This is a genomic window from Gluconacetobacter johannae, assembly GCF_014174305.1.
Taxonomy (GTDB): domain Bacteria; phylum Pseudomonadota; class Alphaproteobacteria; order Acetobacterales; family Acetobacteraceae; genus Gluconacetobacter; species Gluconacetobacter johannae.
The window spans coordinates 95,939-118,435 of the sequence record NZ_JABEQH010000009.1; the positions used below are offsets into that span (position 1 = coordinate 95,939).

Here is a 22,497-nt window from a genome sequence, read left to right on the forward strand (position 1 = left end):
CCTTACTCCGCCGCCACGGGGATGCCGAGCGGCACTTGCGTGATCTGGCCGCCACCATGGGCGGCCTTGTAGGCCCGGATCCGATCTTCCATCACCGGGCGGAAATGCCGGATCAGGCCCTGGATCGGCCATGCCGCCGCGTCGCCCAGGGCGCAGATCGTATGACCCTCGACCTGGCGCGTGACCTGTTCGAGCATGTCGATTTCCTCGAGTTCCGCGCGTCCCTCGACCATCCGCTGCATGACGCGCATCATCCAGCCCGTCCCCTCGCGGCAGGGCGTGCACTGGCCGCAGCTTTCATGCTTGAAGAATTGCGAGAAGCGGGCGATGGCGCGAATGATGTCGGTGGATTTGTCCATGACGATCATGCAGGCCGTGCCCAGGCCCGACCGTTCGGCGCGCAGGCTGTCAAAATCCATCAGCACCGTCTCGCAGACCGCTTTCGGCAGGACGGGGACCGAGCAGCCGCCGGGAATGACGGCCAGCAGATTGTCCCAGCCGCCACGCACGCCGCCGCCATGCTTTTCGATGATGTCCTTCAGCGGAACGCCCAGTTCCTCCTCGAACACGCAGGGCGTGTTGACGTGGCCCGAGATGGCCATCAGCTTGGTGCCCGCGTTGTTCGGACGGCCCAGCGAGGAAAACCACGTCGCGCCGCGCCGCAGGATGGTGGACGCGACCGAGATGCTTTCCACGTTGTTCACCGTGGTCGGGCATCCATACAGCCCCATCGCCGCCGGAAAAGGCGGCTTCATCCGGGGCTGGCCCTTCTTGCCTTCCAGGCTTTCCAGCAGCGCGGTTTCCTCGCCGCAGATATAGGCGCCGGCGCCGCGATGAATGTAGAAATCGAAATCCCAGCCCGATCCGGCTGCGTTCCTGCCGATCAGGCCGGCCGCGTAGGCCTCGTCGATCGCAATCTGCAGATGCCGGGCCTCGTTGAAGAACTCGCCACGAATATAGATATAGGCCGTATGCGCGCCCATCGCGAACGAGGCGATCAGCGCGCTTTCGATCAGCTTGTGCGGCTCGTGCCGCAGGATCTCGCGGTCCTTGCAGGTGCCCGGTTCGGATTCGTCGCCGTTAATCACCAGATAATGCGGGCGGCCGTCCGAAGCCTTGGGCATGAACGACCATTTCACACCGGTCGGAAAGCCCGCCCCGCCCCGCCCGCGCAGGCCCGACGCCTTCATTTCATTGACGATCGCATCCCGGCCACGGGCCAGGATCGCCGCCGTGTCGGCCCAGTCCCCCCGCTGGCGCGCGCCGGCAAGACGCCAGTCGTGCTGGCCGTAGAGGTTGGTGAAGATCCGGTCCTTGTCCTGAAGCATTCCCGTCTCTCCCACTCAGCCCGGCTCTGCCGGACTGTCTGTCAGCGTCTTGCGCCCACCCGCCGGGGCAGAGTCCAGGCGGTCGATCGTCGGGCCAGGCGTCGGCCGTTCGCCCCGGCGCAGCGCCTCGATCAGTTCGACCGTGCGCGGCCCGTCCAGATCTTCGTAGAAATCATCATCAACTTGCAGGACAGGCGCATTGGAACACGCGCCGAGGCATTCGACCTCGGTCAGCGTGAACAGCCCGTCCGCGCTCGATTGACCGAAGGCCGCAATGCCGGTCGCCTTCTTGCAGGCCGCGACCACATCGTCGGACCCGCGCAGCCAGCACGACGTGGTCGTGCAGACCTGCAGATGGTAGCGGCCGATCGGCCGGGTGTTGAACATCAGGTAGAAGGTCGCAACCTCGTAGACCCGGATCGGCGCGACCTCCAGCCGCCGGGCGATCTCGTCCATCGCCACGCGCGGCACCCAGGCGCTGCCGGTCAGGCGGCCCATCTGCTTCTGCGCGACATACAGCAGCGGCAGCGTGCCGCTGGCCTTCCGTTCGGCCGGGTATTTGGCCAGGATGGTCGCAATCTCCGCCTCGCTTTCCTCGTCGAAGGCGAAGGAAGCGGGCTGCTCGATCTGGTCTATGGGGGAATGAGCGGACATCTCTTTCACCTGTCTATCTCGCCGAACACCAGGTCGAGCGAGCCGATGATCGCGACGGCGTCCGCCAGCATGTGGCGACGCGACATCTCGTCGATCGCCTGCAGATGGGCAAAGCCGGTCGGCCGGATCTTGCATCGGTAGGGGCGGTTGCTGCCGTCGGCCACCAGATAGACGCCGAACTCGCCCTTCGGGCTTTCGACCGCCGTGTAGGTGGCGCCGGGCGGGACGTGATACCCCTCGGTGAACAGCTTGAAATGATGGATCAGCGCTTCCATCGAGCGCTTCATCTCGCGCCGGGGCGGCGGCGTGATCTTGTGATCCTGGATCTTGATCGGGCCGGGCCGCATCCGGGCCAGGCATTGTTCGACGATCCGCACGCTCTCGCGCATTTCGGCGACGCGGATCAGATAGCGGTCATAACAATCGCCCTGGCGCGTGACAGGGATATTGAATTCGACCTTGTCGTAATTGTCATACGGCTGGGCCCGCCGCAGGTCCCACGGCACGCCCGAGGCGCGCAGGCACGGGCCGCTGAAACCCCACGACAGCGCCTGTTCCGTCGTGAACACGCCGATGCCGACCGTCCGCTGTTTCCAGATCCGGTTATTGGTCAGCAGGCCTTCCAGATCGTCGATCCATTTCGGGAACTGCCGCGCCCATTCGCCGATCCGCTCCTCCAGCCCTGCCGGCAGGTCGCGCGCGACGCCGCCGGGGCGGAAATAATTGGCATGAAAGCGCGCGCCCGACGCCGCCTCGTAGAATTCGATCAGCTTCTCGCGTTCCTCATATCCCCACAGGGCCGGGGTCAGGGCGCCGCAATCCAGCCCGAACGAGGTCAGGTTGAGGATATGGTTCAGGATTCGCGTCAGTTCCGCGAACATCACCCGAATCCATTTCGCACGGTCCGGGATGTCGATCCCCAGCAGCTTCTCGGTCGCCAGGGCGAAAGCCTGCTCCTCGCACATGGGCGAGACGTAATCGAGACGATCGAAATAGGGCAGCGCCTTCGGGTAGGTCTTGTACTCGATCAGCTTTTCCGTGCCGCGATGCAGCAGGCCGATATGCGGAATGGCGCGGGCGACGACCTCGCCTTCCATTTCCAGCACCAGGCGCAGCACGCCGTGGGCGGACGGATGCTGCGGGCCGAAATTCAGGGCATGGGAATCGATCTCGACCGTGCGGGTCTCGGCCCCGGCGGCCGCATCGGCCGGCAGCAGGGTCTCCGGGATATCCTTGTGAAGGACAATGTCGCTCATCGTCCGGCTCCCTTCGGCTTGGGTGTCCCGATCATCGCGGCAACTTCAGTCCCTGACGGGTTTCATGCGCCTTCTCGTCGCCCGGAAGGGTCAGGATGCCTTCCCAGGGCGATTCGAAATCGAAATTGCGGAAATCCTGCGTCAGCTTGACCGGCTCGTAGACCACCTGCCGGCGGTCCTCGTCGTACCGCACCTCGACATAGCCGGTCAGCGGGAAATCCTTCCGCAGCGGATGCCCCTCGAATCCGTAGTCGGTCAGGATGCGGCGCAGGTCCGGCTGGCCCGAGAACAGGACGCCGAACATGTCGTAGCACTCGCGCTCCCACCACGTGGCCGCGGCCCACAGCAGATGGACCGACGGCACCGGCGACGTCTCGTCGGCCGTGACGATCACCCGAATCCGGTGGTTACGCGACACCGACAGCAGATTGTAGACGATGTCGAATCGCTCGGCCCGTTCGGGGAAATCCACCCCGCACAGGTCCATCATCTGCTCGCACGCATAGCGCGGATCGTCGCGCAGCAGGGTCATCAGCCCGATCAGGCGATCGCGCGTGGTGCGTACGACCAGTTCCCCCCCCTCGATCGCCGCCGACCGGATGCCCGGCACGGCGGTGGACAGGGCGAACGCCAGGGACCCCAGGGCCCCGCGTGCCCGGGTCGCCCCGGACACCAGATCGTTTCCGGTATCAGCCACGGAGAATCGTCCCTGTCCTGCGGATTTTCTTCTGCAATTGCAGGATGCCGTAGATCAGGGCCTCGGCCGTCGGCGGACAGCCTGGGACATAGACATCCACCGGAACGATCCGGTCGCATCCGCGCACCACGGAATAGGAATAATGGTAATAGCCGCCACCGTTGGCGCACGACCCCATCGAGATGACCCAGCGCGGCTCGGCCATCTGGTCGTAGACCCGGCGCAGGGCCGGCGCCATCTTGTTGGTCAGCGTGCCGGCGACGATCATGACGTCCGACTGGCGTGGCGACCCGCGCGGGATGATGCCCATCCGGTCCAGGTCGTAGCGCGGCATGTAGGCGTGGATCATCTCCACCGCGCAGCAGGCCAGGCCGAAGGACATCGGCCACAGGCTACCGGTCCGTCCCCAGTTCACCAGCTTGTCGAGATTGGCGACGACAAAGCCCTTTTCGGTGATCTCGCCGGTGATGCCCTTGATGACGGCGTCCTGTTCCTGCCCCGGCGGCAGCATTTCCCGGTTCCAGGCGATGGCGTCCTGCCCCTCGCCTGTCGCTGTGGCGGCACTCATACGCGTCTCTCCTTCCCGCACGTCCTCAATCCCAGTCCAATGCGCCCTTGCACCATTCGTAGATGAACCCGACCGTCAGAATGCCCAGGAACCCCATCATGGACAGGAAGCCGAACAGGCCGATCCGCGACAGGCTGACCGCCCAGGGAAACAGGAAGGCGACCTCGAGGTCGAAGATGATGAACAGGATCGCCACAAGGTAGAAGCGCACGTCGAAACGACGCCGCGCGTCGTCGAAGGCCTCGAATCCGCATTCATAGGCGGACACCTTCTCGGCGTAGGGCTTCTGGTGCCCGAACAACAGGGAACTGCCCAGCATCGCGCCGGCAATGACAACGGCGATCACAGCGAAGACAAGGATCGGAAAGTAATCCGCAATGACGGACTGCATGATGCTTCCCCTGACTGGTGGCACGCCATTCGGCGTCATGACGAAACAGGGCTTCGACATGCAGGAAGGTTAGACCCAACCTTCCGGTGCGACTATGTGCGATGCACCATGAAGACAGGAACATTACCGTGATGACGGGAAACACCACATGGATACGGGCGTTAACGGCGAATTACTTTCACCGGCCCAAGATTTTCATGTGATTATTGATGCGGAAACTGAATTTCCGGTATTACGGTCGTGAAGAACGACCGTGGCGCGAGTGACGGGGCTCGAACCCGCGACCTCCGGCGTGACAGGCCGGCGCTCTAACCAACTGAGCTACACCCGCGAAGGCGTGAGGCGGTCTTTAGCCATCCCCCCCGACCACGTCAACCGACGCACCGGAAGTTTTTGGCGTGGTGGGCGATGACGGGATCGAACCGCCGACCCTCTCGGTGTAAACGAGACGCTCTACCGCTGAGCTAATCGCCCGCAGACGCGGTCTGTACAACAACATCCAGAAAACAAAAAGGGGCCACGACGCGGCGCGCGGCCGGCCTGGCCCCCTGCCGAAATCAGCGCGCGATCAGCTCACGGCTTCCTTCAGGTTCTTGCCCGGCTTGAAACGGACGGAGGTGGACGCCGGAATGTCGATTTCCTCGCCCGTGCGGGGGTTGCGCCCCTTGGCAGCCTTGCGCGTCGCGGTGACGAACGTTCCGAAGCCGACCAGACGGACTTCCTGCTTCTTGGACAGGGCCTTCTCGATCGCGCTGAACACGGCATCGACCACTTCGCCCGCCTTCGCCTTCGGCAGATCGGCGTCGTCGGCCACAGCGGCGACGAGTTCCTGCTTGTTAAGTGGCTTCTCCATTTTACGCCTTTCTTTAGCTTCGCGCGCGCCAGGAACCAGATGATCGCCTGCGCCGCCTTGCGCCGCACTATGCAGTCGTTTCGGGCCGCGTCAACCGACCACCCCCCCCGATCCGGCGGCTAACTCCGACAAATCGGGCGGGTTGGTGCGTTTTTGACACATTCAATGCGGCAGGGATGAAGCAGCCATTCCCGTAGTGGATGCCGCCGCGGCAACGGGCTCGGGGGCCTCGGTCCATTCGATCGGCTCGGGGCGCGTGACCAGCGCCTGCCCGATCACCTCGTCCACATGGGCGACAGGCACGATCGTCAGGTTCTTTTTCACGGCATCGGGGATGTCCACCAGGTCCTTTTCATTGTCCTTGGGGATGAAGACCGTCTTGATGCCCGCGCGATGCGCGGCCAGCAGCTTCTCCTTCAGGCCCCCGATGGCCAGGACCCGGCCGCGCAGCGTGATCTCGCCCGTCATGGCCACGTCGCGCCGGACCGGAATCCCCGTCAGCACGCTGACCAGCGAGGTCGCCATCGCGATTCCCGCCGACGGCCCGTCCTTCGGCGTCGCGCCCTCGGGCACATGCACGTGCAGGTCGCGCTTTTCGAACAGGGTCGGCTTGATGCCGAACGTCACCGAACGGCTGCGGACATAGGACAGCGCCGCCGCCACGCTTTCCTGCATGACGTCGCCCAGCTTGCCCGTCTGCTTGATGGCGCCCTTGCCCGGCACCATCACGCTTTCGATGGTCAGGATCTCGCCGCCCACCTCGGTCCAGGCCAGGCCCGTCACGACGCCGACCATGTCCTCGGCCTCGGTCTCGCCATAGCGGAACCGCTTCACCCCGGCGTATTTCTCCAGGTTCTTGCGGGTGATCGCGACCTTCTTGGCCTTGCCGGCCACGATCTCGCGCACCGCCTTGCGGGCCAGGGTCGCGATCTCGCGCTCCAGGCTCCGCACGCCGGCCTCGCGGGTGTAGCTGCGGACCAGTTCGCGCAACGCATCGTCACTGACCGACCATTCGTCGGGGCGCAGGCTGTGCGCCTCGGTCTGCTTGCCCAGCAGGTGGCGCTTGGCGATCTCGACCTTCTCGTCCTCGGTGTAGCCCGACAGGCGGATGATCTCCATCCGGTCCAGCAAGGGCTGCGGCATGTTCAGGCTGTTGGCCGTGGTGACGAACATGACGTCGGACAGGTCGTAATCGACCTCCAGATAATGGTCGGCGAACGTCGCGTTCTGCTCGGGGTCCAGGACCTCCAGCAGCGCCGAGGACGGGTCCCCGCGCCAGTCGGCCCCCAGCTTGTCGATCTCGTCCAGCAGGAACAGCGGGTTGGACGTCTTGGCCTTCTTCATCCCCTGGATGATCTTGCCGGGCATCGACCCGATATAGGTGCGCCGATGGCCGCGGATCTCGGCCTCGTCGCGCACGCCGCCCAGGGACATCCGAACGTACTGCCGTCCGGTCGCCTTGGCGATCGAACGCGCCAGGGACGTCTTGCCCACGCCCGGCGGCCCGACGAGGCAGAGAATCGGCCCCTTGATCTTCTGCGCCCGGCTCTGGACCGCCAGATATTCCAGGATCCGCTCCTTGACCTTCTCCAGCCCGTAATGGTCGGTATCCAGCACCTTCTCGGCTTCCACCAGATCGCGCCGCACCTTCGAGCGCTTCTTCCACGGAATGCTGACGATCCAGTCCAGATAATTGCGTACCACGGTCGATTCGGCCGACATCGGGCTCATGGTCCGCAGCTTCTTCAGCTCGGCCACGGCCTTGTCGCGCGCTTCCTTGGGCAGGCGGGTCTTGGCGATCCGCTCCTCCATCTCGGCGGCTTCGTCCTTGCCTTCCTCGCCCTCGCCCAGTTCCTTCTGGATCGCCTTCAGCTGCTCGTTCAGGTAGTACTCGCGCTGCGTCTTCTCCATCTGCCGCTTGACGCGGTTGCGGATGCGCTTTTCCACCTGCAGGACGCCGATTTCGGCCTCCATATGGGCAAACACACGCTCCAGCCGCGCATTGACGCCGGGGATCTCCAGGATTTCCTGCTTCTCGGCGATCTTCAGGTTCAGATGGCTGGCGATCGTGTCGGCAAGCTTCGACAGGTCCTCGATCTGGTTCAGCGAAACCAGGACCTCGGGCGCGATCTTCTTGTTCAGCTTGATATATTGCTCGAACTGCGACACGACGGTGCGGCCCAGGGCCTCGCCCTCGCTGCCCGAGGCAGGGTCTTCCTCGACCGGTTCGATCTCGGCCTCGAAATGGCCGTCGATGTCGTGCAGCGCGGTGATGCGCGCCCGGCGTCCGCCCTCGACCAGCACCTTCACCGTGCCGTCGGGCAGCTTCAGCAATTGCAGGATCGTCGAGACGGTGCCGTAGCGATAGATGTCCTCGGCCGACGGATCGTCCTGCGAGGCGTTCTTCTGCGCGACCAGCAGGATCTGCTTGTCATGCTTGGTCACGGCTTCCAGCGCGCGGACCGATTTTTCGCGCCCCACGAACAGAGGAACGATCATGTGGGGAAAGACGACGATGTCACGCAGCGGCAGCACCGCCATCGTGTCGGTGCCGGAGAGCGACACCTCATGGGCCTCATCGACGGATTCGGGACGGGGGGCGGCGCCTTCCGCGTCCTGTGCGCCGGCAGGGCCGCGATCAAGCCGTTTGGAATCGGACATGTAGTTTGACCTCCTGTAAGGACGATCCCGGGCCGGCATCCCCAAAAGGCCTGCACCGCCCGGCGTGTCACATATGTGACCACTCAAGACACCATGTCGTCATGAGGACCCGCCATGGCAAGGCCCCGGACCGACATGGGAAGACGACAGGACGAACCGGCCCGCCCCCACGGCGGAACACCGCCACCGGATTCGGGCCGGTCAGGAAAGGCTCAGGCCGACTGTTCGGCCGGCTTTTCCTTGCCGTAGACATAGACGGGATTGGTCTTGCTTTCGGCGACGTCCTTGTTGATGACGACCTCGTCCACGTTCTCCAGACCCGGCAGGTCGAACATGGTGGACAGCAGGATGCTCTCCATGATCGCGCGCAGGCCCCGCGCGCCGGTCCGACGGCCGATCGCACGCTGCGCCACCTGCTTCAGCGCATCCTCGGTGAAGGTCAGCTTCACGCCTTCCATCTGGAACAGGCGCGCATACTGCTTCACCAGGGCGTTCTTGGGCTTGGTCAGGATCTCGATCAGCGCCGCTTCGTCCAGATCCTCCAGCGTCGCGACGACGGGCAGGCGTCCGATGAATTCGGGGATCAGCCCGAATTTCAGCAGATCCTCGGGCTCCACGTCCCGCAGGATCGCGCCGGTCCGCCGTTCGTCAGGCGACTGGACGTCGGCGCCGAACCCGATGCCCGACCCCTTGCCGCGCGCGCCGATGATCTTGTCCAGCCCGGCAAACGCGCCACCGCAGATGAACAGCATGTTGGTGGTGTCCACCTGCAGGAATTCCTGCTGCGGATGCTTGCGTCCACCCTGCGGCGGCACGGACGCCACCGTGCCTTCCATGATCTTCAGCAGCGCCTGCTGCACGCCCTCGCCACTGACGTCGCGGGTGATCGAGGGATTGTCGGACTTGCGGGAAATCTTGTCGATTTCGTCGATATAGACGATGCCGCGCTGCGCCCGCTCGACGTTATAGTCGGCCGCCTGCAACAGCTTGAGGATGATGTTTTCCACATCCTCGCCCACATAGCCGGCCTCGGTCAGCGTCGTCGCGTCGGCCATGGTGAAGGGCACGTCGAGAATCCGCGCCAGCGTCTGCGCCAGCAGCGTCTTGCCCGAACCGGTCGGCCCGACCAGCAGGATGTTCGACTTCGCGATCTCGACGTCGTTGTTCTTCTGGCTGTGGGCCAGGCGCTTGTAATGGTTGTGGACCGCAACCGACAGCACCTTCTTGGCGTAGAACTGCCCGATCACGTAATCGTCCAGAACCTTGCAGATCTCCTTGGGGGTCGGGACACCGTCGCGCGACTTCACCAGGTGGGTCTTGTGCTCCTCACGGATGATATCCATGCAGAGTTCGACGCATTCGTCACAGATGAAGACAGTCGGACCAGCGATCAGCTTCCGGACCTCATGCTGCGACTTGCCGCAGAACGAGCAATACAATGTGTTCTTGGAATCGCTGGATTTGTTATTCATAACCGCTCCTACCCCCAACGTTCCGGGAAGCATCATGCCCGGACCGGGATCGAAAATCCTGCATCAGGTCAGGGTCCGCATCAACCCTGCCCAAGCAGGCGGGCGCCGCCAAGATAAAAAGCGCGCCCGCCTTCCTTCAACTCTTTGCCGGGGCCGGGGCCGCGTGGTTGCGAACCACCTCGTCCACGATGCCGAAGGCCTGCGCCTCCTCGGCCGACATGTAGCTGTCGCGCTCCAGCCGGCGTTCGATATCCTCGAGCGACTGGCCGGTATGGGTCTCGTAGATCTCGTTCAGGCGCTGGCGGATCGTCAGGATCTCGCGCGCCTGGATCTCGATGTCGCTGGCCTGCCCCTGCGCGCCGCCCGACGGCTGGTGCACCATCACGCGCGCGTTCGGCAGGGCGAAGCGACGCCCCTTCTCGCCGCCCGCCAGCAGCAGCGACCCCATCGACGCCGCCTGCCCGATGCACACGGTGCTGACGGGGCTGCGGATGTACTGCATGGTGTCGTAGATCGCGAGCCCGGCCGACACGACACCGCCGGGGCTGTTGATGTAGAACGAGATCTCCTTGGTGGGATTCACGCTCTCGAGATACAGAAGCTGCGCCGACACCAGGGAGGCGACCTGATCGTACACCGGCCCGGTCAGGAAGATGATCCGTTCCTGCAGCAGGCGGGAATAAATATCGAAGGCCCGTTCCCCGCGGGAGGTCTGCTCGACCACCATGGGCACTAGGGCGTTGCTGAAGATCTCCACGGGATCCCGATCCCTCATAGTCTCAATTCCCGTTCCTGAAACGCGAAGACCCGACACACCGTCCCCGTAGCATCCGCGTCGTCGAGTCGACGGCGTCGGACAGGGCGCGGTGGCCGGGTCGTTCCCCGGTTACCCTGAACAAGATAGAGATAAACCGCGCGGATACCACCCCACCGCCATCATTTCACGGCGATAATTGCGGGACCGCGCGGCCCATCCCCACCCCCCGGTGCCCCGCGAATCGCGGGCCGGGGCCGGTTCGGGCCGGGTTTTTCCGGACCTGGGTTTCAGGCGATCACAGATCCGCGGGCGGAATCTCGGCCAGTTCCTCGGGCGTCACGTCCTTGTCCTGCACGGTCGCGAGTTCGATCACGTAATCGACGACCTTGTTCTCGAAGATCGGGCCGCGCAGGCTCTCGGCGGCCTGCGGGTTCTTGCGGAAGAACTCGAACACCGCCTGTTCCTGGCCGGGATAGCGCATCGCCTCGGCACGGATGGCCTGCAGCATTTCGTCCTGCGTCACGCTGACGGCGTTGACGCGGCCGATCTCGGCCAGCAGCAGACCCAGCTTCACCCGACGTTCCGCGATCTTGCGGTAGTCGGAACGCAGGGTCTCCTCGTCCTTCTCCTTGTCCTCGTCGTCCATCTGGCCGGCCTTGCGGTCGGCTTCGACCCGCTGCCAGATCTGGGCGAATTCGGCCTCGACCATGCCCTGCGGGGCTTCGAAATCGGTCTTCTCGGCCAGCGCGTCCAGCAGTTCGCGCTTGATACGCAGGCGCGACAGCTGCTCGTATTCCTGCTCGACCTGCTTGGTAATCAGCTCGCGGACCTGCTCCAGCCCCTCGAAGCCGATCTTCTTCGCCAGGTCGTCGTCGATCGCGACATCGACCGGACGCTGCAGCGCCTTCGCCGTGATGTCGAAGGTGGCCTCCTTGCCGGCCAGGTTCTCAGCCGAATAATCGGCCGGGAAGGTCACGGTGATGACCTTTTCCTCGCCCGGGGTCATGCCTTCGATCTGCTCGGCGAATCCGGGGATGAAGCCGGCGCCGCCGATCTCGACACTCACGTCCTGGGCGGTGCCCCCGTCGAAGGCCACGCCGTCGACCTTGCCGACGAAATCGACCACGACCACGTCACCCTGGGCGGCCGGGCGGACTTCCTCGATGGCCTCGAAGCTGCGCTGGCGGCTGGCGATGTCCTGCAGCGCCTTGTCGACCGTCGCGGCGTCCGGGGTCGCCTTCAGGCGGGTCAGGCTCAGGGTGGACAGGTCCGGCTGCGCGATCTCGGGCAGCAGTTCCATCTCGACCTTGAATTCCAGATCGCCGGCGACGGACTCGGCATCCGACACCAGGTCGATGCGCGGCTGGGTCGCCGGACGCAGCCCGCGCTCGTCCAGCAGGGCGCGCGTGGCGTCGCTGACCGCCTGCTCCAGCACCTCGCCCTGCACGGCGGCGCCGTAACGCTGCTTGACGATGCTCATCGGCACCTTGCCGGGACGGAAGCCCGGCAGGTTCATGGACTGGCCCAGCTCCTTCAGGCGGGCCGTCCGCTTGCCCTCCAGTTCGCCGGAGGGCACGGTGACGGTGAACCCGCGCTTCAGGCCATCGGAAAGCGTTTCAGTAACCTGCATCTGCCAGGCCATCCTCTCGGTCAGAACTCTTCTAAAAAACGCGCACGTCCCATCGGGCCGGCGACGTCGGCACGCAAAGGCGATTGCCGGGGCTGGTGCGGGCGGAGGGACTTGAACCCCCACGACTTGCGCCACCAGAACCTAAATCTGGCGTGTCTGCCAATTCCACCACGCCCGCACGATGCCCGGGCCTCAAGCGCGCGGCTTTAGCGCACACCGCCCGATCCGGCAAGCCGACAATGGCGCGATTGCTGCCCCTTACGGCCCGCCCGGCGCTGCCTGCCGTCCCAGCTGGGCCGCCCGCTCGCGCGCGGCCCCCAGATGCCGGTCGAACTGCTCGGCCACCGGCCAGGGGCCCGCGCGCATCCCGGCCTCGCCATGCAGCCAGACGCCGGCGCAGGCGGCCTGCCATGCCTCCATGCCCGCCGCCAGCATCGTGGCGATCACCCCCGTCAGCGTATCCCCCGATCCGGCAGTGGCCAGGGCGGTGGAGGCATGCCGGTTGATCGCGGCCCGCCCGTCCGGGGCGGCGATCACCGTGTCCGCCCCCTTCAGCACCACCACCCCGCCGATCCGCGCGGCGGCCGCCCGCGCGGCGGCCAGCCGGTCGGCGCCGGGCGCGCCGAAGACCCTGGCGAATTCGCCGGCATGCGGGGTGATGACCGCCGCCCCGCGCAGCAGGTCTGGCCGGCCCGCCGCCAGCAGGAACGCCCCGGCATCGGCCAGCACCGCCCGCCCCGCCCCCAGCAGCAGCGGCAGCGCATGCCCGACCTCGTCCAGGGTCAGGCCGGGGCCACAGACCCAGACCGCGCGCCGCTGGTCCGCCAGCAGATCCTCCAGCGCCTGGCCATCGACCACCAGGCCGGGGTCGCCCAGCCGGTACAGATCGGCGGCGCCCCCCGCCGCCAGGCGCACCAGCCCGGCCCCGGCCGCCCGGGCGCCGGCCGCCGCCAGCCGGGCGGCCCCCGGCATCGACGCCCCCCCGCAGATGCTGACGACACCGCGCGTATATTTGTGGCTGTCGACCCGATCCTCGGGCACCTGCCACAGGCCCGGCGCGTTCCACCAGGTCCGCACCGTCACCGCGTCCCACACCGAGTCCGGCATGCCGATATCGGCCACCACCAGGCGCCCCAGCATGTCGCGCCCCGGCAGCAGCAGATGCCCGGGCTTGGCGCGGACGAACGTCACCGTCATCTCGGCGCGGGGGGCATAGCCGCGCACCGCGCCGGTCGCGCCGTCGATGCCGCTGGGCATGTCCACCGCGACGATGCGCCGCGCCGCCGCCAGCACCCGCGCCAGGGCGTCGTCGATATCGCGGCTCAGCCCCGCGCCGAACACGGCGTCTATCACCAGATCGGCCCGCGCGGCCTCCGCCGCGACGAAGGGCACGACCGGCCCCCGCCACAGCGACGCGGCATGGGCGGCGTCCCCGCCCGGACGCGGGGACGACAGGGCGGCAACCGCGACGGGCCACCCGGCCTCGGCCAGGCGACGCGCGGTCACGTAGCCGTCCCCTCCGTTGTTGCCCGGCCCGCACAGCACCAGCACCCGGCACGGCGCGACATGCCGCCGCACGGCGCGCGCGACGGCACGGCCCGCATGCTCCATCAGGTCGCGCACCGGCACCACGCGGCTGGCGGCGGCGTCGATCAGCGCCATCTGCGCCGGATCGGGCAGAAGAAGGGACGTGCCGGCCCGGTCCATGGGTATTCAGCCTCCGCTTGCCATTCCCGCTCGTGCGAGCGTGTACTTACTACTTTGCCCGAACCCGCTATCCCTTGCGTGCCGGTCCGGAATTGGCGATCAAGCATACCATCGGCGCGCACGGCACGTCACGCGGGCCGCCTTGTCCATTCCCAGCGGAGCAGATATGTCCCACTCCATTCTCTGGAGCCTCGTGCTCGCGATTCATCTGACCGGCATGGCCGCCTGGGTCGGCGGCATGGTGTATGCGGTCTTCGTCCTGCGCCCCAGCCTGAGCCTGCTGGACGCGACGCAGCGGGCGTCGGTGCATCTGCAGACGCTGGGACGCTTCTTTCGCATCGTCTGGCACACCATGCCCATGGTGCTGGTCACCGGGTGGCTGATGATCCTGCATGAGGGCGGATTCGCCGTGGTGTCATGGCAGGTGAACGCGATGCAGCTTCTGGGCCTGGCGATGGCCGGCCTGTTCGCCCGGATCTATTTCGGCCCTTACCAGAAGGCCCGCCGCGCCATCCGCCCCCAGCCCGCGACGTTCGATTCCATCCGTTCGCTGGTGCTGGTCAATATCACCCTGGGCGTGCTGACCATCCTGGCCGCCGCGATGGCGCGCGGGCTGTAAAGTTAAAGATCGGACTTTGCCCGACCCCACCAGGGCCTGAGGCCCTGGACCCCGATCATGGATAAAACGACTGGGTTTCCAAAGGGCGAGGCCCTTTGGCGGGTTTCAGGGCAGCGCCCTGAGGCAGACTCGTTTACAGGACCGGAAGCGGTGGCGCCCCGGTCGGCGTGATCCGCCCGGCGGACAGGATCGCGGCGGTATTGACCAGCGACAGGTGCGAAAAGGCCTGCGGGAAATTACCGACCTGCCGCCCCGCCTTCGCGTCATATTCCTCGGCCAGCAGGCCCAGGTCGCTACGCAGGGCCAGCAGCCGCTTGAACAGCGCGTGCGCCTCCTCCATCCGGCCCTGTGCGACATAGGCGTTCACCAGCCAGAACGAACAGGCGATGAACGCGCCCTCGTCACCCAGCACGCCCTCGACCTCCGGATCGGGGATGTAGCGCCGGACGAAGCCGTTCTCGTCCAGCAATTCGCGCTCGATCGCGGCGATGGTGCCGATGACGCGCGGGTCCTCGGGCGGCAGGAAACCGACGATGGGGATCAGCAGCAGGCCGGCGTCCAGGCCGGTGGCGCCGAAATACTGGACGAAGCAGTTCTTGTCCCGGTTGAAGCCCTCGCGGCAGACCGTGTCGTGGATTTCGGTGCGGAGCGCCTTCCATTCCTCCAGCGGGGCCTCCAGCCCGTATTTCTCGACATCGCGGATCGCGCGATCGAACGCGACCCAGCATGAGATCTTGGAGACGGTAAACTGACGCCGGCCGCCCCGGACCTCCCACATGCCTTCGTCGGGTTCCTTCCAGATGGTCGCCAGATGCTGCAGCAGCCCGACCTCCAGCCGCCAGCCGTCGGTGATGGCGCACAACCGCGTCTGGCGCGCCAGATGCAGGGCGGCGATCGCCTCGCCATAGACGTCGAGCTGCAACTGGCCCGCCGCCGCGTTGCCGATCCGCACCGGCGTCGATCCCGCATAGCCGGGCAGCCAGCCGGCCTCCCATTCATTCAGCAGCCGCTCGCCGCCGATTCCATACATGATCTGCACCTGGTCGGGGCTGCCGGCCACCGCCGCCTGAAGCCAGTTGCGCCATTGCACGGCTTCCTCGAAATACCCGCCGGCCATGATCGCGATCAGCGTCAGCGACGCGTCGCGCAGCCAGCAATAGCGATAATCCCAGTTCCGGCTGCCCCCCAGCTCCTCGGGCAGCGAGGTCGTGGGCGCCGCGACGATGCCGCCCGTCGGCTGGTAGATCAGCGCCTTCAGCGTCAGCAGCGACCGCCGCACCGCCGGCGCATGGTCGCCATGATAGGTGCAGCGCGCGATCCAGTCCGCCCAGAACTGCTCGGTCCGGCGCAGGGCCTGCAGCGCGTCGATCGGATCGGGCACCGGATCGTGCGAATCCAGATGCATCATGACGAACGGCACCGTGTCGCCTTCCGACACGATGAAGCGCGACACGGTATGCCGGTCCTCGCCATGCAGGGCGACGGGGCAGCGCAGGATGCAGCGCGACGGGCCGGCGATGGCGTTGATGCCCATATTGTCCGGCAGGCGGGTGACCCACGGCACCGACAGGCCATAATCGAAGCGCATGACCAGCCAGTTGAGCACCGGCACCGCCCCGCGCCGCCCCTCCACGATGCGGATCAGCGTCGGGGTCTCGGTCCCCATCGCCATGAAATCCAGGATGGCGATCACCCCGCTGGCGGTCTCGAACACCGTCTCCAGCACCATCCCGTTCTGCCGGTAGGACCGCGAGACCACCAGCGGCGCGCCGCCCCGCTCCTCATCCGGGGCCAGCAGCCAGTGACCGTTTTCCCCATCGCCCAGCAGGGCGGCGAAACAGGCGGGGCTGTCGAAGCGCGGCCAGCACAGCCAGTCGATCGACCCGTTCCGCCCCACCAACGCGCAGCTTCGGCCATCGCCGATCAGCCCATAATCCTCAATCTTCAACGGATCGACAGTGACCACGATACCCCCACACGGTACGACGCCAGCGGTCCAGGCGCCCGGACATGGGACGAACACCCAAGATAAACGCTCCACGCTTGATTTTCGTTCCAATTCTCGATAGGGACGAACACGCGGAACCGGGGGATTCGCCTTCATTTTCGCAAGGCCCTGCTTCGTCGCAGGAAAACAGGCAGAAATGCCTGACGGACCGCATCGTGGCGGAACGAACGGGACCACACCACTGACACGTTCGAGAGAATTTTGAGCGCCAAGACGAATGCCGCCGCTTCGGCTGCCGAAGACGCCGAATCCCATCCTGTCGCCACCGTTCCGGTCACCCTGGACCCGGCCATCGCGGACATGACTCCGCCGGCCGAGGCCCCCTTGGACGCGGCGCCCGAGCCCCTCTTTTCCGACCTGGGCCTGGCGGAGCCGATCCAGCGCGCGATCGACGACATGGGGTACCGTCACCCCACCCCGATCCAGGCGCAGGCCATCCCCTATGTGCTGATGGGCCGCGACGTGCTGGGCGTGGCGCAGACCGGCACCGGCAAGACGGCGTCCTTCACCCTGCCGATGCTGGAAATCCTGTCGGGGTCGCGGGCGCGGGCGCGCATGCCGCGTTCGCTGATCCTGGAGCCGACGCGGGAACTGGCCCTGCAGGTGGCCGAGAATTTCGTCAATTACGGCAAGTATCTGAAGCTGAACCATGCGCTGCTGATCGGCGGCGAAAGCATGGCGGAGCAGAAAGAGGTGCTGAACCGGGGCGTGGACGTGCTGATCGCCACCCCCGGCCGCCTGATCGACCTGTTCGAACGTGGCGGCCTGCTGCTGACGCAGACCAGGCTGCTGGTGATCGACGAGGCCGACCGCATGCTCGACATGGGGTTCATCCCCGATATCGAGAAGATCGTCAGCATGCTGTCGCCCCTGCGGCAGACCCTGTTCTTCTCGGCCACCATGGCGCCGGAAATCCGCCGCCTGGCCGACATGTTCCTCCAGAACCCCAAGGAAATCACCGTCAGCCGCCCGTCCTCGGTCGCCACGACCATCGAGGCCGGCCTGGTGATCGTCGAGGAAGCCGAGAAGCGGCGCGCCCTGCGAAAGCTGCTGCGCGACGATGCGGTGCAGAACGCCATCGTCTTCTGCAACCGCAAGCGCGATGTCGACGTGCTGCACAAATCGCTGGTCAAGCACGGATTTTCGGCCGGCGCCCTGCATGGCGACCTGCCGCAATCGGTCCGGTTCTCCACGCTCGAGAAATTCAAGGCCGGCGAACTGAAGATCCTGGTCTGCTCGGACGTGGCGGCGCGCGGGATCGACATCGGCGGCCTGTCGCACGTCTTCAATTTCGACCTGCCCTTCCATGCCGAGGATTATGTCCACCGCATCGGCCGGACGGGTCGTGCCGGCCGGTCGGGCCACGCCTACAGCCTGGCCACCCCGTTCGACCGCAACCTGGCCGAAGCCATCGAAACCCTGACCGGGCACCCCATACCCCGGCTGGAGGTCGAAGGCATCACCCAGTTGCCCTGGTCCGAGGACGAACGCCCACGCGGCGGACGCGGCCGGAAAGGCAAGGGCAACGACCATCGCGGCCCCGCCCGGCCGTCGGCTCCCCGCGGCAAGGACACGCCTATCGCCGCCGCGCCGGCAGCGCCCGCCCCGCCCGCGGAACCAGCACCGATCCCCGCCGCCCAGCCGGACGCGCCCCCGGCGCCCAAGGCCGAGCATCGGCGGCGTCAGGACCACGACCGGCCCGTCCGCCATCGCGATCGCGGCCCCGAGGACAACGGCGCGCCGGTCACCGGCTTCGGCGACGACGTCCCGGCCTTCATGCTGCTGCCCCGGCGCACGTTCGCCGTGGCGCCGAGCATCGAGGACGAGCCCGGCGAATCGTCCTGATGGCCTGCGATGGGGTGACATCACCCCATCGCGGCGCAATCTGACGGGCCGGGTGTGCACGACATGAAGTTCGAATCCGATATCGGCTCCCTGGGCAGGGACGGGGATGGCATTGCCCGCACCGATGACGGCGCGCGCCTGTTCGTTCCCGGCGCCCTGCCGGGGGAACGGATCGTGGCCGAACCGCTGGACAATCGCGCCGCGCGACTGGTGGACATCCTCCGCGCCAGCCCGGACCGCGTCGTCCCGCCCTGCCCGCTGTTCGGTGTCTGCGGCGGCTGCGCCATCCAGCACCTGTCCCTGCCGGCCGTGCTGGACTGGAAGGCCGGGCTGGTCGTCCACGCGCTGGAACGGGCGGGATTCGATTCCATCCCCCAGCCCAAGGCCGTCCAGAGCACGCCCGGCGCCCGCCGGCGCATCGACCTTGCCCTGCGCCGCACCCATGACGGCATCCGCATCGGCCTGCATGCCCGGCGCGGGGATGTGGTCGATCTGTCGGACTGCCCGGTCCTGGAACCGGCACTGTTCGCGCTGATCGCGGCCCTGCGCCCGCTGGTGCTGTCGCTGGCCGCCTTCCGGCGCGAGGGTGACGCGCTGATTAACCTGCTGGATTCGGGGCCGGACCTGCTGCTGGCGACGGATGCGCCGCTGGATGCCGCCGACCGCACCAAGCTGGCGGCCTTCGCGCGGCAGCACGCCATTCCGCGCATCGCCTGGCGCCGCACCGGATCGACCGACACGCCGGAAACCGCGGCGCAGACCGCCACCATCCGGCATGATTTGTCGGGGGTGACGGTCGCCCCGCCACCGGGCGCATTCCTCCAGCCGTCCCGCGACGGCGAGGCCGCGATCATCGCCGCCGTCCTGGGCGGGCTGCCCGGCCGCCTGAACCGCAAGGATGTGGTGGTCGAACTGTACGCGGGGTGCGGCACCCTGTCCTTCGCCCTGGCCCGGCACGCGCGGGTCCTGGCGTATGAAGGCCATCCCGACGCGGTCGCCACCCTGAAACGCGCCACCACCGGCACCCGCGTGACGGCGGAACAGCGCGACCTGAACCGGCAGCCGGTCATGGCGCGCCAGATCGCCGACGCCCGCGTGCTGGTCCTGGACCCACCCTATGCCGGCACCGGCGCGCAGATGGAACAGATCGTCGCCGGCCGGCCGGAACGGATCATCTACGTCAGTTGCAATCCACAGGCGCTAAGCCAGGATGCAACCGCCCTGCGCGCGGCGGGCTACCGGCTGGACGACGTGACCGTCATCGACCAGTTCCTGTGGTCGACCGAGGTCGAGGCCGTCTGCGTGTTCACCGCCCCGCCCGCGCCGCGGCGGCGACCGCGATAGGCAAAGGCAAGGGTGCAGCACGTCTCAGGGCGCTGCCCTGAAACCCGCCAAAGGGCCTAGCCCTTTGGAAACCCAGTCGTTTATCCATGATCGGGGTCCAGGGCCTCAGGCCCTGGGACAGGCGAGACGTCAGACATGGAAGCTCTCGCCGCAACCGCAGCGGCCCTTTTCGTTCGGGTTGACGAAGGTGAAGCCCGATTCCAGTTGCTGGACCTCATAATCCATCGTCGTGCCGATCAGGAACAGGGTCGCCTTGCGATCCACCAGCAGCGTGACCCCCTTGTCGGTCACCACCTCATCCCCCGGGCCAGCCGCATCGACGAAGCTCATGTCGTAGCCATGGCCCGAGCATCCCTTGGTCGAGACCGCCACGCGCAGCAACTGCCCGGCATGCGCCGTTTCATACAGCGTACGCAGCCGGTCGGCCGCGCGATCGGACAGGGACATCAGCGGCGGAAGGGCGCGCACCGGGCGGGAGGGGGCCGTGGCATCGGTCGAGGAATGGGTCATGATGGCGTTCTCCTGGCTCAAAACATGTTCAGCGTCAGGCGGGCATCGTCGCTCATGCGCGACATGTCCCAGGGCGGATCCCACACGATCTCGACCTCGGCGCGGGTGACGCCGTCCACCTTCCCCACCGCCTCCTGCACCTGCATCGGCAGTTCCTGCGCGCTGGGGCAGTTGGGGGCGGTCAGCGTCATCTCGATATGCACACCGCCGTCCTGGTGCAGGTCGATCGCGTAGATCAGGCCCAATTCGTAGATATTCACCGGGATTTCCGGGTCGTAGACGCTGGCGATCGCCGCGATCACCGCATCCTCGTCCGCCGCATGGCCCGCCCCGGCCGGCGTGGCCTCGGCCGGCTCGTCGCCGGGCGTCCAGCTTTCGACAGCCCCGCTGGTCGAACCCGTTCCGCCCTGGGCCGCAGCCGGGGGATCGAACGAAAAGCCCTCGGCCCCCTGCCTGGTCTCGGGTCCATTCATGTCGGCCGCCTCCTCGGGTTGCGCTTGCATCAACGCCTCACCTGTCCTTCGATCCATCCAGGGCCTCCATCAGCGCCGTCCACGGCAATGTCGCGCATCTGATCCGGGAGCGATGCTGGTGCAGCGGCGCGAACACCCCCAGTTCCCCGACCTGCTCCGCGCCTTCACCCGTCCGCACCATCTCGCCAAACCGGCGGGACAGCGTGCCGAGTTCCAAAGCACTCCGCCCCTCGGCCAGCCCGGCCATCATATCCGCCGACGCGATGCAGATCGCGCATCCCCGCGTCTCGTGCCGAACGGCGGTAACCGTCCCCCCGTCGGTCAGCGACAGGCCGACCCGCACCCGGTCGCCGCACATCGGGTTGGTTCCTTCGCCGACATGGGTCGCGCCGTCCAGCGACCCGGCATGCGCGGGCGCACGCGCCCTGTCGATGACCTGCCTCTGATACAGCGTGTCCTGTTCCATCGCCCGCTCACACGAACAAGGAGCGGATCTGCTCCAGTGTGGCGGCCAGGGTGTCGACCTCCTCGCGCGTGGTGTACAGGCCGAAACTGGCCCGCGCGGTGGCGCTGACACCCAGGCGCCGCATCAGCGGTTCCGCACAATGATGCCCGGCGCGGATGGCGATGCCATTCCGATCCAGCAGGGTCGCGATATCGTGCGGATGCACGTCGTCCATGGTGAACGAGATCACGCCGCCCCGATCGGCGGGCGCGCCGATCACCCGCAGGCCCGGCACCTCGGCCAGACGCCGCAGGGCATGGTCGGTCAGCGCGGCCTCATGCGCGGCGATGGCGTCGAAGCCGATCGATTCGATATAGGAGATCGCAGCCCCCAGACCGATCGTCTCGATGATCGCGGGGGTCCCGGCCTCGAATTTGTGGGGCAGATTGGCCCAGGTCGATCCCTCGAACCGGACGGTGGAGATCATGTCGCCGCCACCCAGGAACGGCGGCATGGCCTCCAGCAGCTCCCGCCGCCCCCACAGCACGCCGATGCCGGTGGGGCCGTACAGCTTGTGCCCGGTAAAGACGTAGAAATCGGCCCCGATCTCGCGCACGTCCACCCGGCGATGCACCACCATTTGGCTGCCGTCGAACAGCACGCGCGCGCCGGCCGCATGGGCCATGTCCGCGATCTGCCGCGCCGGCGTCACCGTGCCCAGCACGTTGGACATGTGCGTGACCGCCACCAGCGCGACCTTGCCGTCGGACAGCAGCCGCCCCAGCGCGTCCAGCTCCAGTTCGCCCGCGTCGGTGATCGGCGCCACACGCAGTTCGACGCCCGCACGGTCGCGCAGCATCTGCCAGGGCACCAGGTTGGCGTGGTGCTCCATTTCGGAAATCACCACCGCCTGCCCCGGCCGGATCAGGCTGCCGAAGGAATGGGCGACCAGATTGATCGCCTCGGTGCTGTTGCGGGTGAAGATGATTTCCTCGCGCGCCGGGGCGCCGATCAGGCCCGCCACCTGGTCGCGCACGGCCTCGCACGCGTCGGTCGTCCGTTCGCTCATCCAGTGCAGGCCGCGATGGACGTTGGCGTACTGGGTCCGCATGGTCCGCGACATCGCGTCGATCACCTGGACGGGCTTCTGCGCCGATGCGGCGCTGTCCAGGAAGACCAGCGGCTTGCCGTGCACGGCCTCGTTCAGGATCGGGAAATCGGCGCGCAGATGGCGCAGCGCGTCGATCGGGTCGGCCAGGGCGGCGGGCGACAGATCCAT

20 protein-coding genes and 3 tRNA genes are annotated in these 22,497 nt (G+C 66.7%); 3 read left to right on the plus strand and 20 right to left on the minus strand.

Annotated features, from left to right (window positions below):
- Positions 1-2: 2 nt before the first annotated feature.
- The 15 genes from nuoF to HLH21_RS08270 form a co-directional block, all read right to left on the minus strand.
- The gene (gene nuoF, locus HLH21_RS08200) at positions 3-1,328 is read right to left on the minus strand and encodes an NADH-quinone oxidoreductase subunit NuoF (RefSeq protein WP_182943154.1); all 1,326 of its coding nucleotides are present in this window, start codon (positions 1,326-1,328) and stop codon (positions 3-5) included.
- A gap of 15 nt (positions 1,329-1,343) precedes the next feature.
- Entirely contained in the window at positions 1,344-1,982 is a 639-nt protein-coding gene (locus tag HLH21_RS08205; RefSeq protein ID WP_182943156.1) for a complex I 24 kDa subunit family protein, read from the minus strand.
- Between the two features lie 5 nt (positions 1,983-1,987).
- A complete protein-coding gene (locus tag HLH21_RS08210; protein ID WP_182943157.1) occupies positions 1,988-3,238 on the minus strand; it encodes an NADH-quinone oxidoreductase subunit D in 1,251 nt (416 codons plus the stop codon).
- 31 nt (positions 3,239-3,269) lie between these two features.
- Positions 3,270-3,881: an NADH-quinone oxidoreductase subunit C gene (locus HLH21_RS08215; protein WP_246379423.1), complete on the minus strand. Its 612-nt coding sequence runs from the start codon at positions 3,879-3,881 to the stop codon at positions 3,270-3,272.
- 46 nt (positions 3,882-3,927) lie between these two features.
- A complete protein-coding gene (locus tag HLH21_RS08220) occupies positions 3,928-4,503 on the minus strand; it encodes a NuoB/complex I 20 kDa subunit family protein (RefSeq protein ID WP_182943159.1) in 576 nt (191 codons plus the stop codon).
- Positions 4,504-4,528: 25 nt separating this feature from the next.
- Positions 4,529-4,894, minus strand: a complete 366-nt coding sequence (locus HLH21_RS08225; RefSeq protein WP_182943161.1) for an NADH-quinone oxidoreductase subunit A — start codon at positions 4,892-4,894, stop codon at positions 4,529-4,531.
- A gap of 254 nt (positions 4,895-5,148) precedes the next feature.
- A tRNA-Asp gene (locus HLH21_RS08230) sits at positions 5,149-5,225 on the minus strand.
- Between the two features lie 68 nt (positions 5,226-5,293).
- Positions 5,294-5,368 (minus strand) — tRNA-Val (locus HLH21_RS08235).
- A 94-nt stretch (positions 5,369-5,462) separates the two neighbouring features.
- Positions 5,463-5,747 (minus strand): HU family DNA-binding protein, encoded by a 285-nt coding sequence (locus tag HLH21_RS08240; protein ID WP_012227333.1) that lies wholly within the window; start codon positions 5,745-5,747, stop codon positions 5,463-5,465.
- A 162-nt stretch (positions 5,748-5,909) separates the two neighbouring features.
- On the minus strand, positions 5,910-8,288 hold the full coding sequence (lon, locus tag HLH21_RS08245) for an endopeptidase La (RefSeq protein WP_246379424.1): 2,379 nt from the start codon (positions 8,286-8,288) through the stop codon (positions 5,910-5,912).
- 332 nt (positions 8,289-8,620) lie between these two features.
- Entirely contained in the window at positions 8,621-9,880 is a 1,260-nt protein-coding gene (gene clpX / locus HLH21_RS08250; protein WP_182943166.1) for an ATP-dependent Clp protease ATP-binding subunit ClpX, read from the minus strand.
- Positions 9,881-10,016: 136 nt separating this feature from the next.
- Positions 10,017-10,655, minus strand: a complete 639-nt coding sequence (locus tag HLH21_RS08255) for an ATP-dependent Clp protease proteolytic subunit (protein WP_182943168.1) — start codon at positions 10,653-10,655, stop codon at positions 10,017-10,019.
- A 277-nt stretch (positions 10,656-10,932) separates the two neighbouring features.
- Positions 10,933-12,267, minus strand: coding sequence for a trigger factor (gene tig, locus HLH21_RS08260; protein ID WP_182943170.1), 1,335 nt, complete (start codon positions 12,265-12,267; stop codon positions 10,933-10,935).
- Positions 12,268-12,360: 93 nt separating this feature from the next.
- A tRNA-Leu gene (locus HLH21_RS08265) sits at positions 12,361-12,445 on the minus strand.
- Positions 12,446-12,525: 80 nt separating this feature from the next.
- Positions 12,526-13,974: an NAD(P)H-hydrate dehydratase gene (locus tag HLH21_RS08270; protein WP_182943172.1), complete on the minus strand. Its 1,449-nt coding sequence runs from the start codon at positions 13,972-13,974 to the stop codon at positions 12,526-12,528.
- A 166-nt stretch (positions 13,975-14,140) separates the two neighbouring features.
- Here HLH21_RS08270 and HLH21_RS08275 point away from each other — a divergent pair, with 166 nt between their 5' ends.
- Positions 14,141-14,593: a CopD family protein gene (locus HLH21_RS08275; protein WP_182943174.1), complete on the plus strand. Its 453-nt coding sequence runs from the start codon at positions 14,141-14,143 to the stop codon at positions 14,591-14,593.
- 133 nt (positions 14,594-14,726) lie between these two features.
- On the opposite strand, the gene HLH21_RS08280 is transcribed toward HLH21_RS08275, so the two are convergent.
- Complete coding sequence (locus tag HLH21_RS08280) at positions 14,727-16,559, minus strand: glycoside hydrolase family 15 protein (protein WP_182943176.1); 1,833 nt, start codon at positions 16,557-16,559, stop codon at positions 14,727-14,729.
- Positions 16,560-16,901: 342 nt separating this feature from the next.
- On the opposite strand from HLH21_RS08280, the gene HLH21_RS08285 reads away from it, so the two are divergent.
- Together HLH21_RS08285 and HLH21_RS08290 are read left to right on the plus strand one after the other, a co-directional pair.
- Positions 16,902-18,446, plus strand: a complete 1,545-nt coding sequence (locus tag HLH21_RS08285; RefSeq protein ID WP_182943274.1) for a DEAD/DEAH box helicase — start codon at positions 16,902-16,904, stop codon at positions 18,444-18,446.
- Between the two features lie 63 nt (positions 18,447-18,509).
- On the plus strand, positions 18,510-19,790 hold the full coding sequence (locus HLH21_RS08290) for a class I SAM-dependent RNA methyltransferase (RefSeq protein ID WP_182943178.1): 1,281 nt from the start codon (positions 18,510-18,512) through the stop codon (positions 19,788-19,790).
- A gap of 129 nt (positions 19,791-19,919) precedes the next feature.
- Here HLH21_RS08290 and HLH21_RS08295 read toward each other — a convergent pair whose 3' ends face one another.
- Genes HLH21_RS08295 through HLH21_RS08310 form a run of 4 tightly spaced genes read right to left on the minus strand, consistent with a single transcriptional unit; the run spans position 19,920 to position 22,497 of the window.
- Positions 19,920-20,300, minus strand: a complete 381-nt coding sequence (locus tag HLH21_RS08295; RefSeq protein WP_182943180.1) for a HesB/IscA family protein — start codon at positions 20,298-20,300, stop codon at positions 19,920-19,922.
- Positions 20,301-20,317: 17 nt separating this feature from the next.
- A complete protein-coding gene (locus tag HLH21_RS08300) occupies positions 20,318-20,773 on the minus strand; it encodes an SUF system Fe-S cluster assembly protein (protein ID WP_182943182.1) in 456 nt (151 codons plus the stop codon).
- A 37-nt stretch (positions 20,774-20,810) separates the two neighbouring features.
- Positions 20,811-21,239: a Fe-S cluster assembly sulfur transfer protein SufU gene (sufU, locus tag HLH21_RS08305; RefSeq protein WP_182943184.1), complete on the minus strand. Its 429-nt coding sequence runs from the start codon at positions 21,237-21,239 to the stop codon at positions 20,811-20,813.
- Positions 21,240-21,246: 7 nt separating this feature from the next.
- Complete coding sequence (locus tag HLH21_RS08310; protein ID WP_182943185.1) at positions 21,247-22,497, minus strand: cysteine desulfurase; 1,251 nt, start codon at positions 22,495-22,497, stop codon at positions 21,247-21,249.

Bases quoted from the DNA above. Each gene is read 5' to 3' on its own strand.
- HLH21_RS08225 (WP_182943161.1), bottom strand. From the start codon at position 4,894: ATGCAGTCCGTCATTGCGGATTACTTTCCGATCCTTGTCTTCGCTGTG.
- HLH21_RS08290 (WP_182943178.1), top strand. From the start codon at position 18,510: ATGAAGTTCGAATCCGATATCGGCTCCCTGGGCAGGGACGGGGATGGC.
- HLH21_RS08285 (WP_182943274.1), top strand. From the start codon at position 16,902: ATGACTCCGCCGGCCGAGGCCCCCTTGGACGCGGCGCCCGAGCCCCTC.
- lon (WP_246379424.1), bottom strand. From the start codon at position 8,288: ATGGCGGTGCTGCCGCTGCGTGACATCGTCGTCTTTCCCCACATGATC.
- HLH21_RS08300 (WP_182943182.1), bottom strand. From the start codon at position 20,773: ATGAATGGACCCGAGACCAGGCAGGGGGCCGAGGGCTTTTCGTTCGAT.
- HLH21_RS08240 (WP_012227333.1), bottom strand. From the start codon at position 5,747: ATGGAGAAGCCACTTAACAAGCAGGAACTCGTCGCCGCTGTGGCCGAC.
- HLH21_RS08270 (WP_182943172.1), bottom strand. From the start codon at position 13,974: ATGGACCGGGCCGGCACGTCCCTTCTTCTGCCCGATCCGGCGCAGATG.
- HLH21_RS08210 (WP_182943157.1), bottom strand. From the start codon at position 3,238: ATGAGCGACATTGTCCTTCACAAGGATATCCCGGAGACCCTGCTGCCG.
- tig (WP_182943170.1), bottom strand. From the start codon at position 12,267: ATGCAGGTTACTGAAACGCTTTCCGATGGCCTGAAGCGCGGGTTCACC.
- nuoF (WP_182943154.1), bottom strand. From the start codon at position 1,328: ATGCTTCAGGACAAGGACCGGATCTTCACCAACCTCTACGGCCAGCAC.
- HLH21_RS08220 (WP_182943159.1), bottom strand. From the start codon at position 4,503: ATGAGTGCCGCCACAGCGACAGGCGAGGGGCAGGACGCCATCGCCTGG.
- sufU (WP_182943184.1), bottom strand. From the start codon at position 21,239: ATGGAACAGGACACGCTGTATCAGAGGCAGGTCATCGACAGGGCGCGT.
- HLH21_RS08310 (WP_182943185.1), bottom strand. From the start codon at position 22,497: ATGGATCTGTCGCCCGCCGCCCTGGCCGACCCGATCGACGCGCTGCGC.
- HLH21_RS08205 (WP_182943156.1), bottom strand. From the start codon at position 1,982: ATGTCCGCTCATTCCCCCATAGACCAGATCGAGCAGCCCGCTTCCTTC.
- HLH21_RS08255 (WP_182943168.1), bottom strand. From the start codon at position 10,655: ATGAGGGATCGGGATCCCGTGGAGATCTTCAGCAACGCCCTAGTGCCC.
- clpX (WP_182943166.1), bottom strand. From the start codon at position 9,880: ATGAATAACAAATCCAGCGATTCCAAGAACACATTGTATTGCTCGTTC.
- HLH21_RS08295 (WP_182943180.1), bottom strand. From the start codon at position 20,300: ATGACCCATTCCTCGACCGATGCCACGGCCCCCTCCCGCCCGGTGCGC.
- HLH21_RS08275 (WP_182943174.1), top strand. From the start codon at position 14,141: ATGTCCCACTCCATTCTCTGGAGCCTCGTGCTCGCGATTCATCTGACC.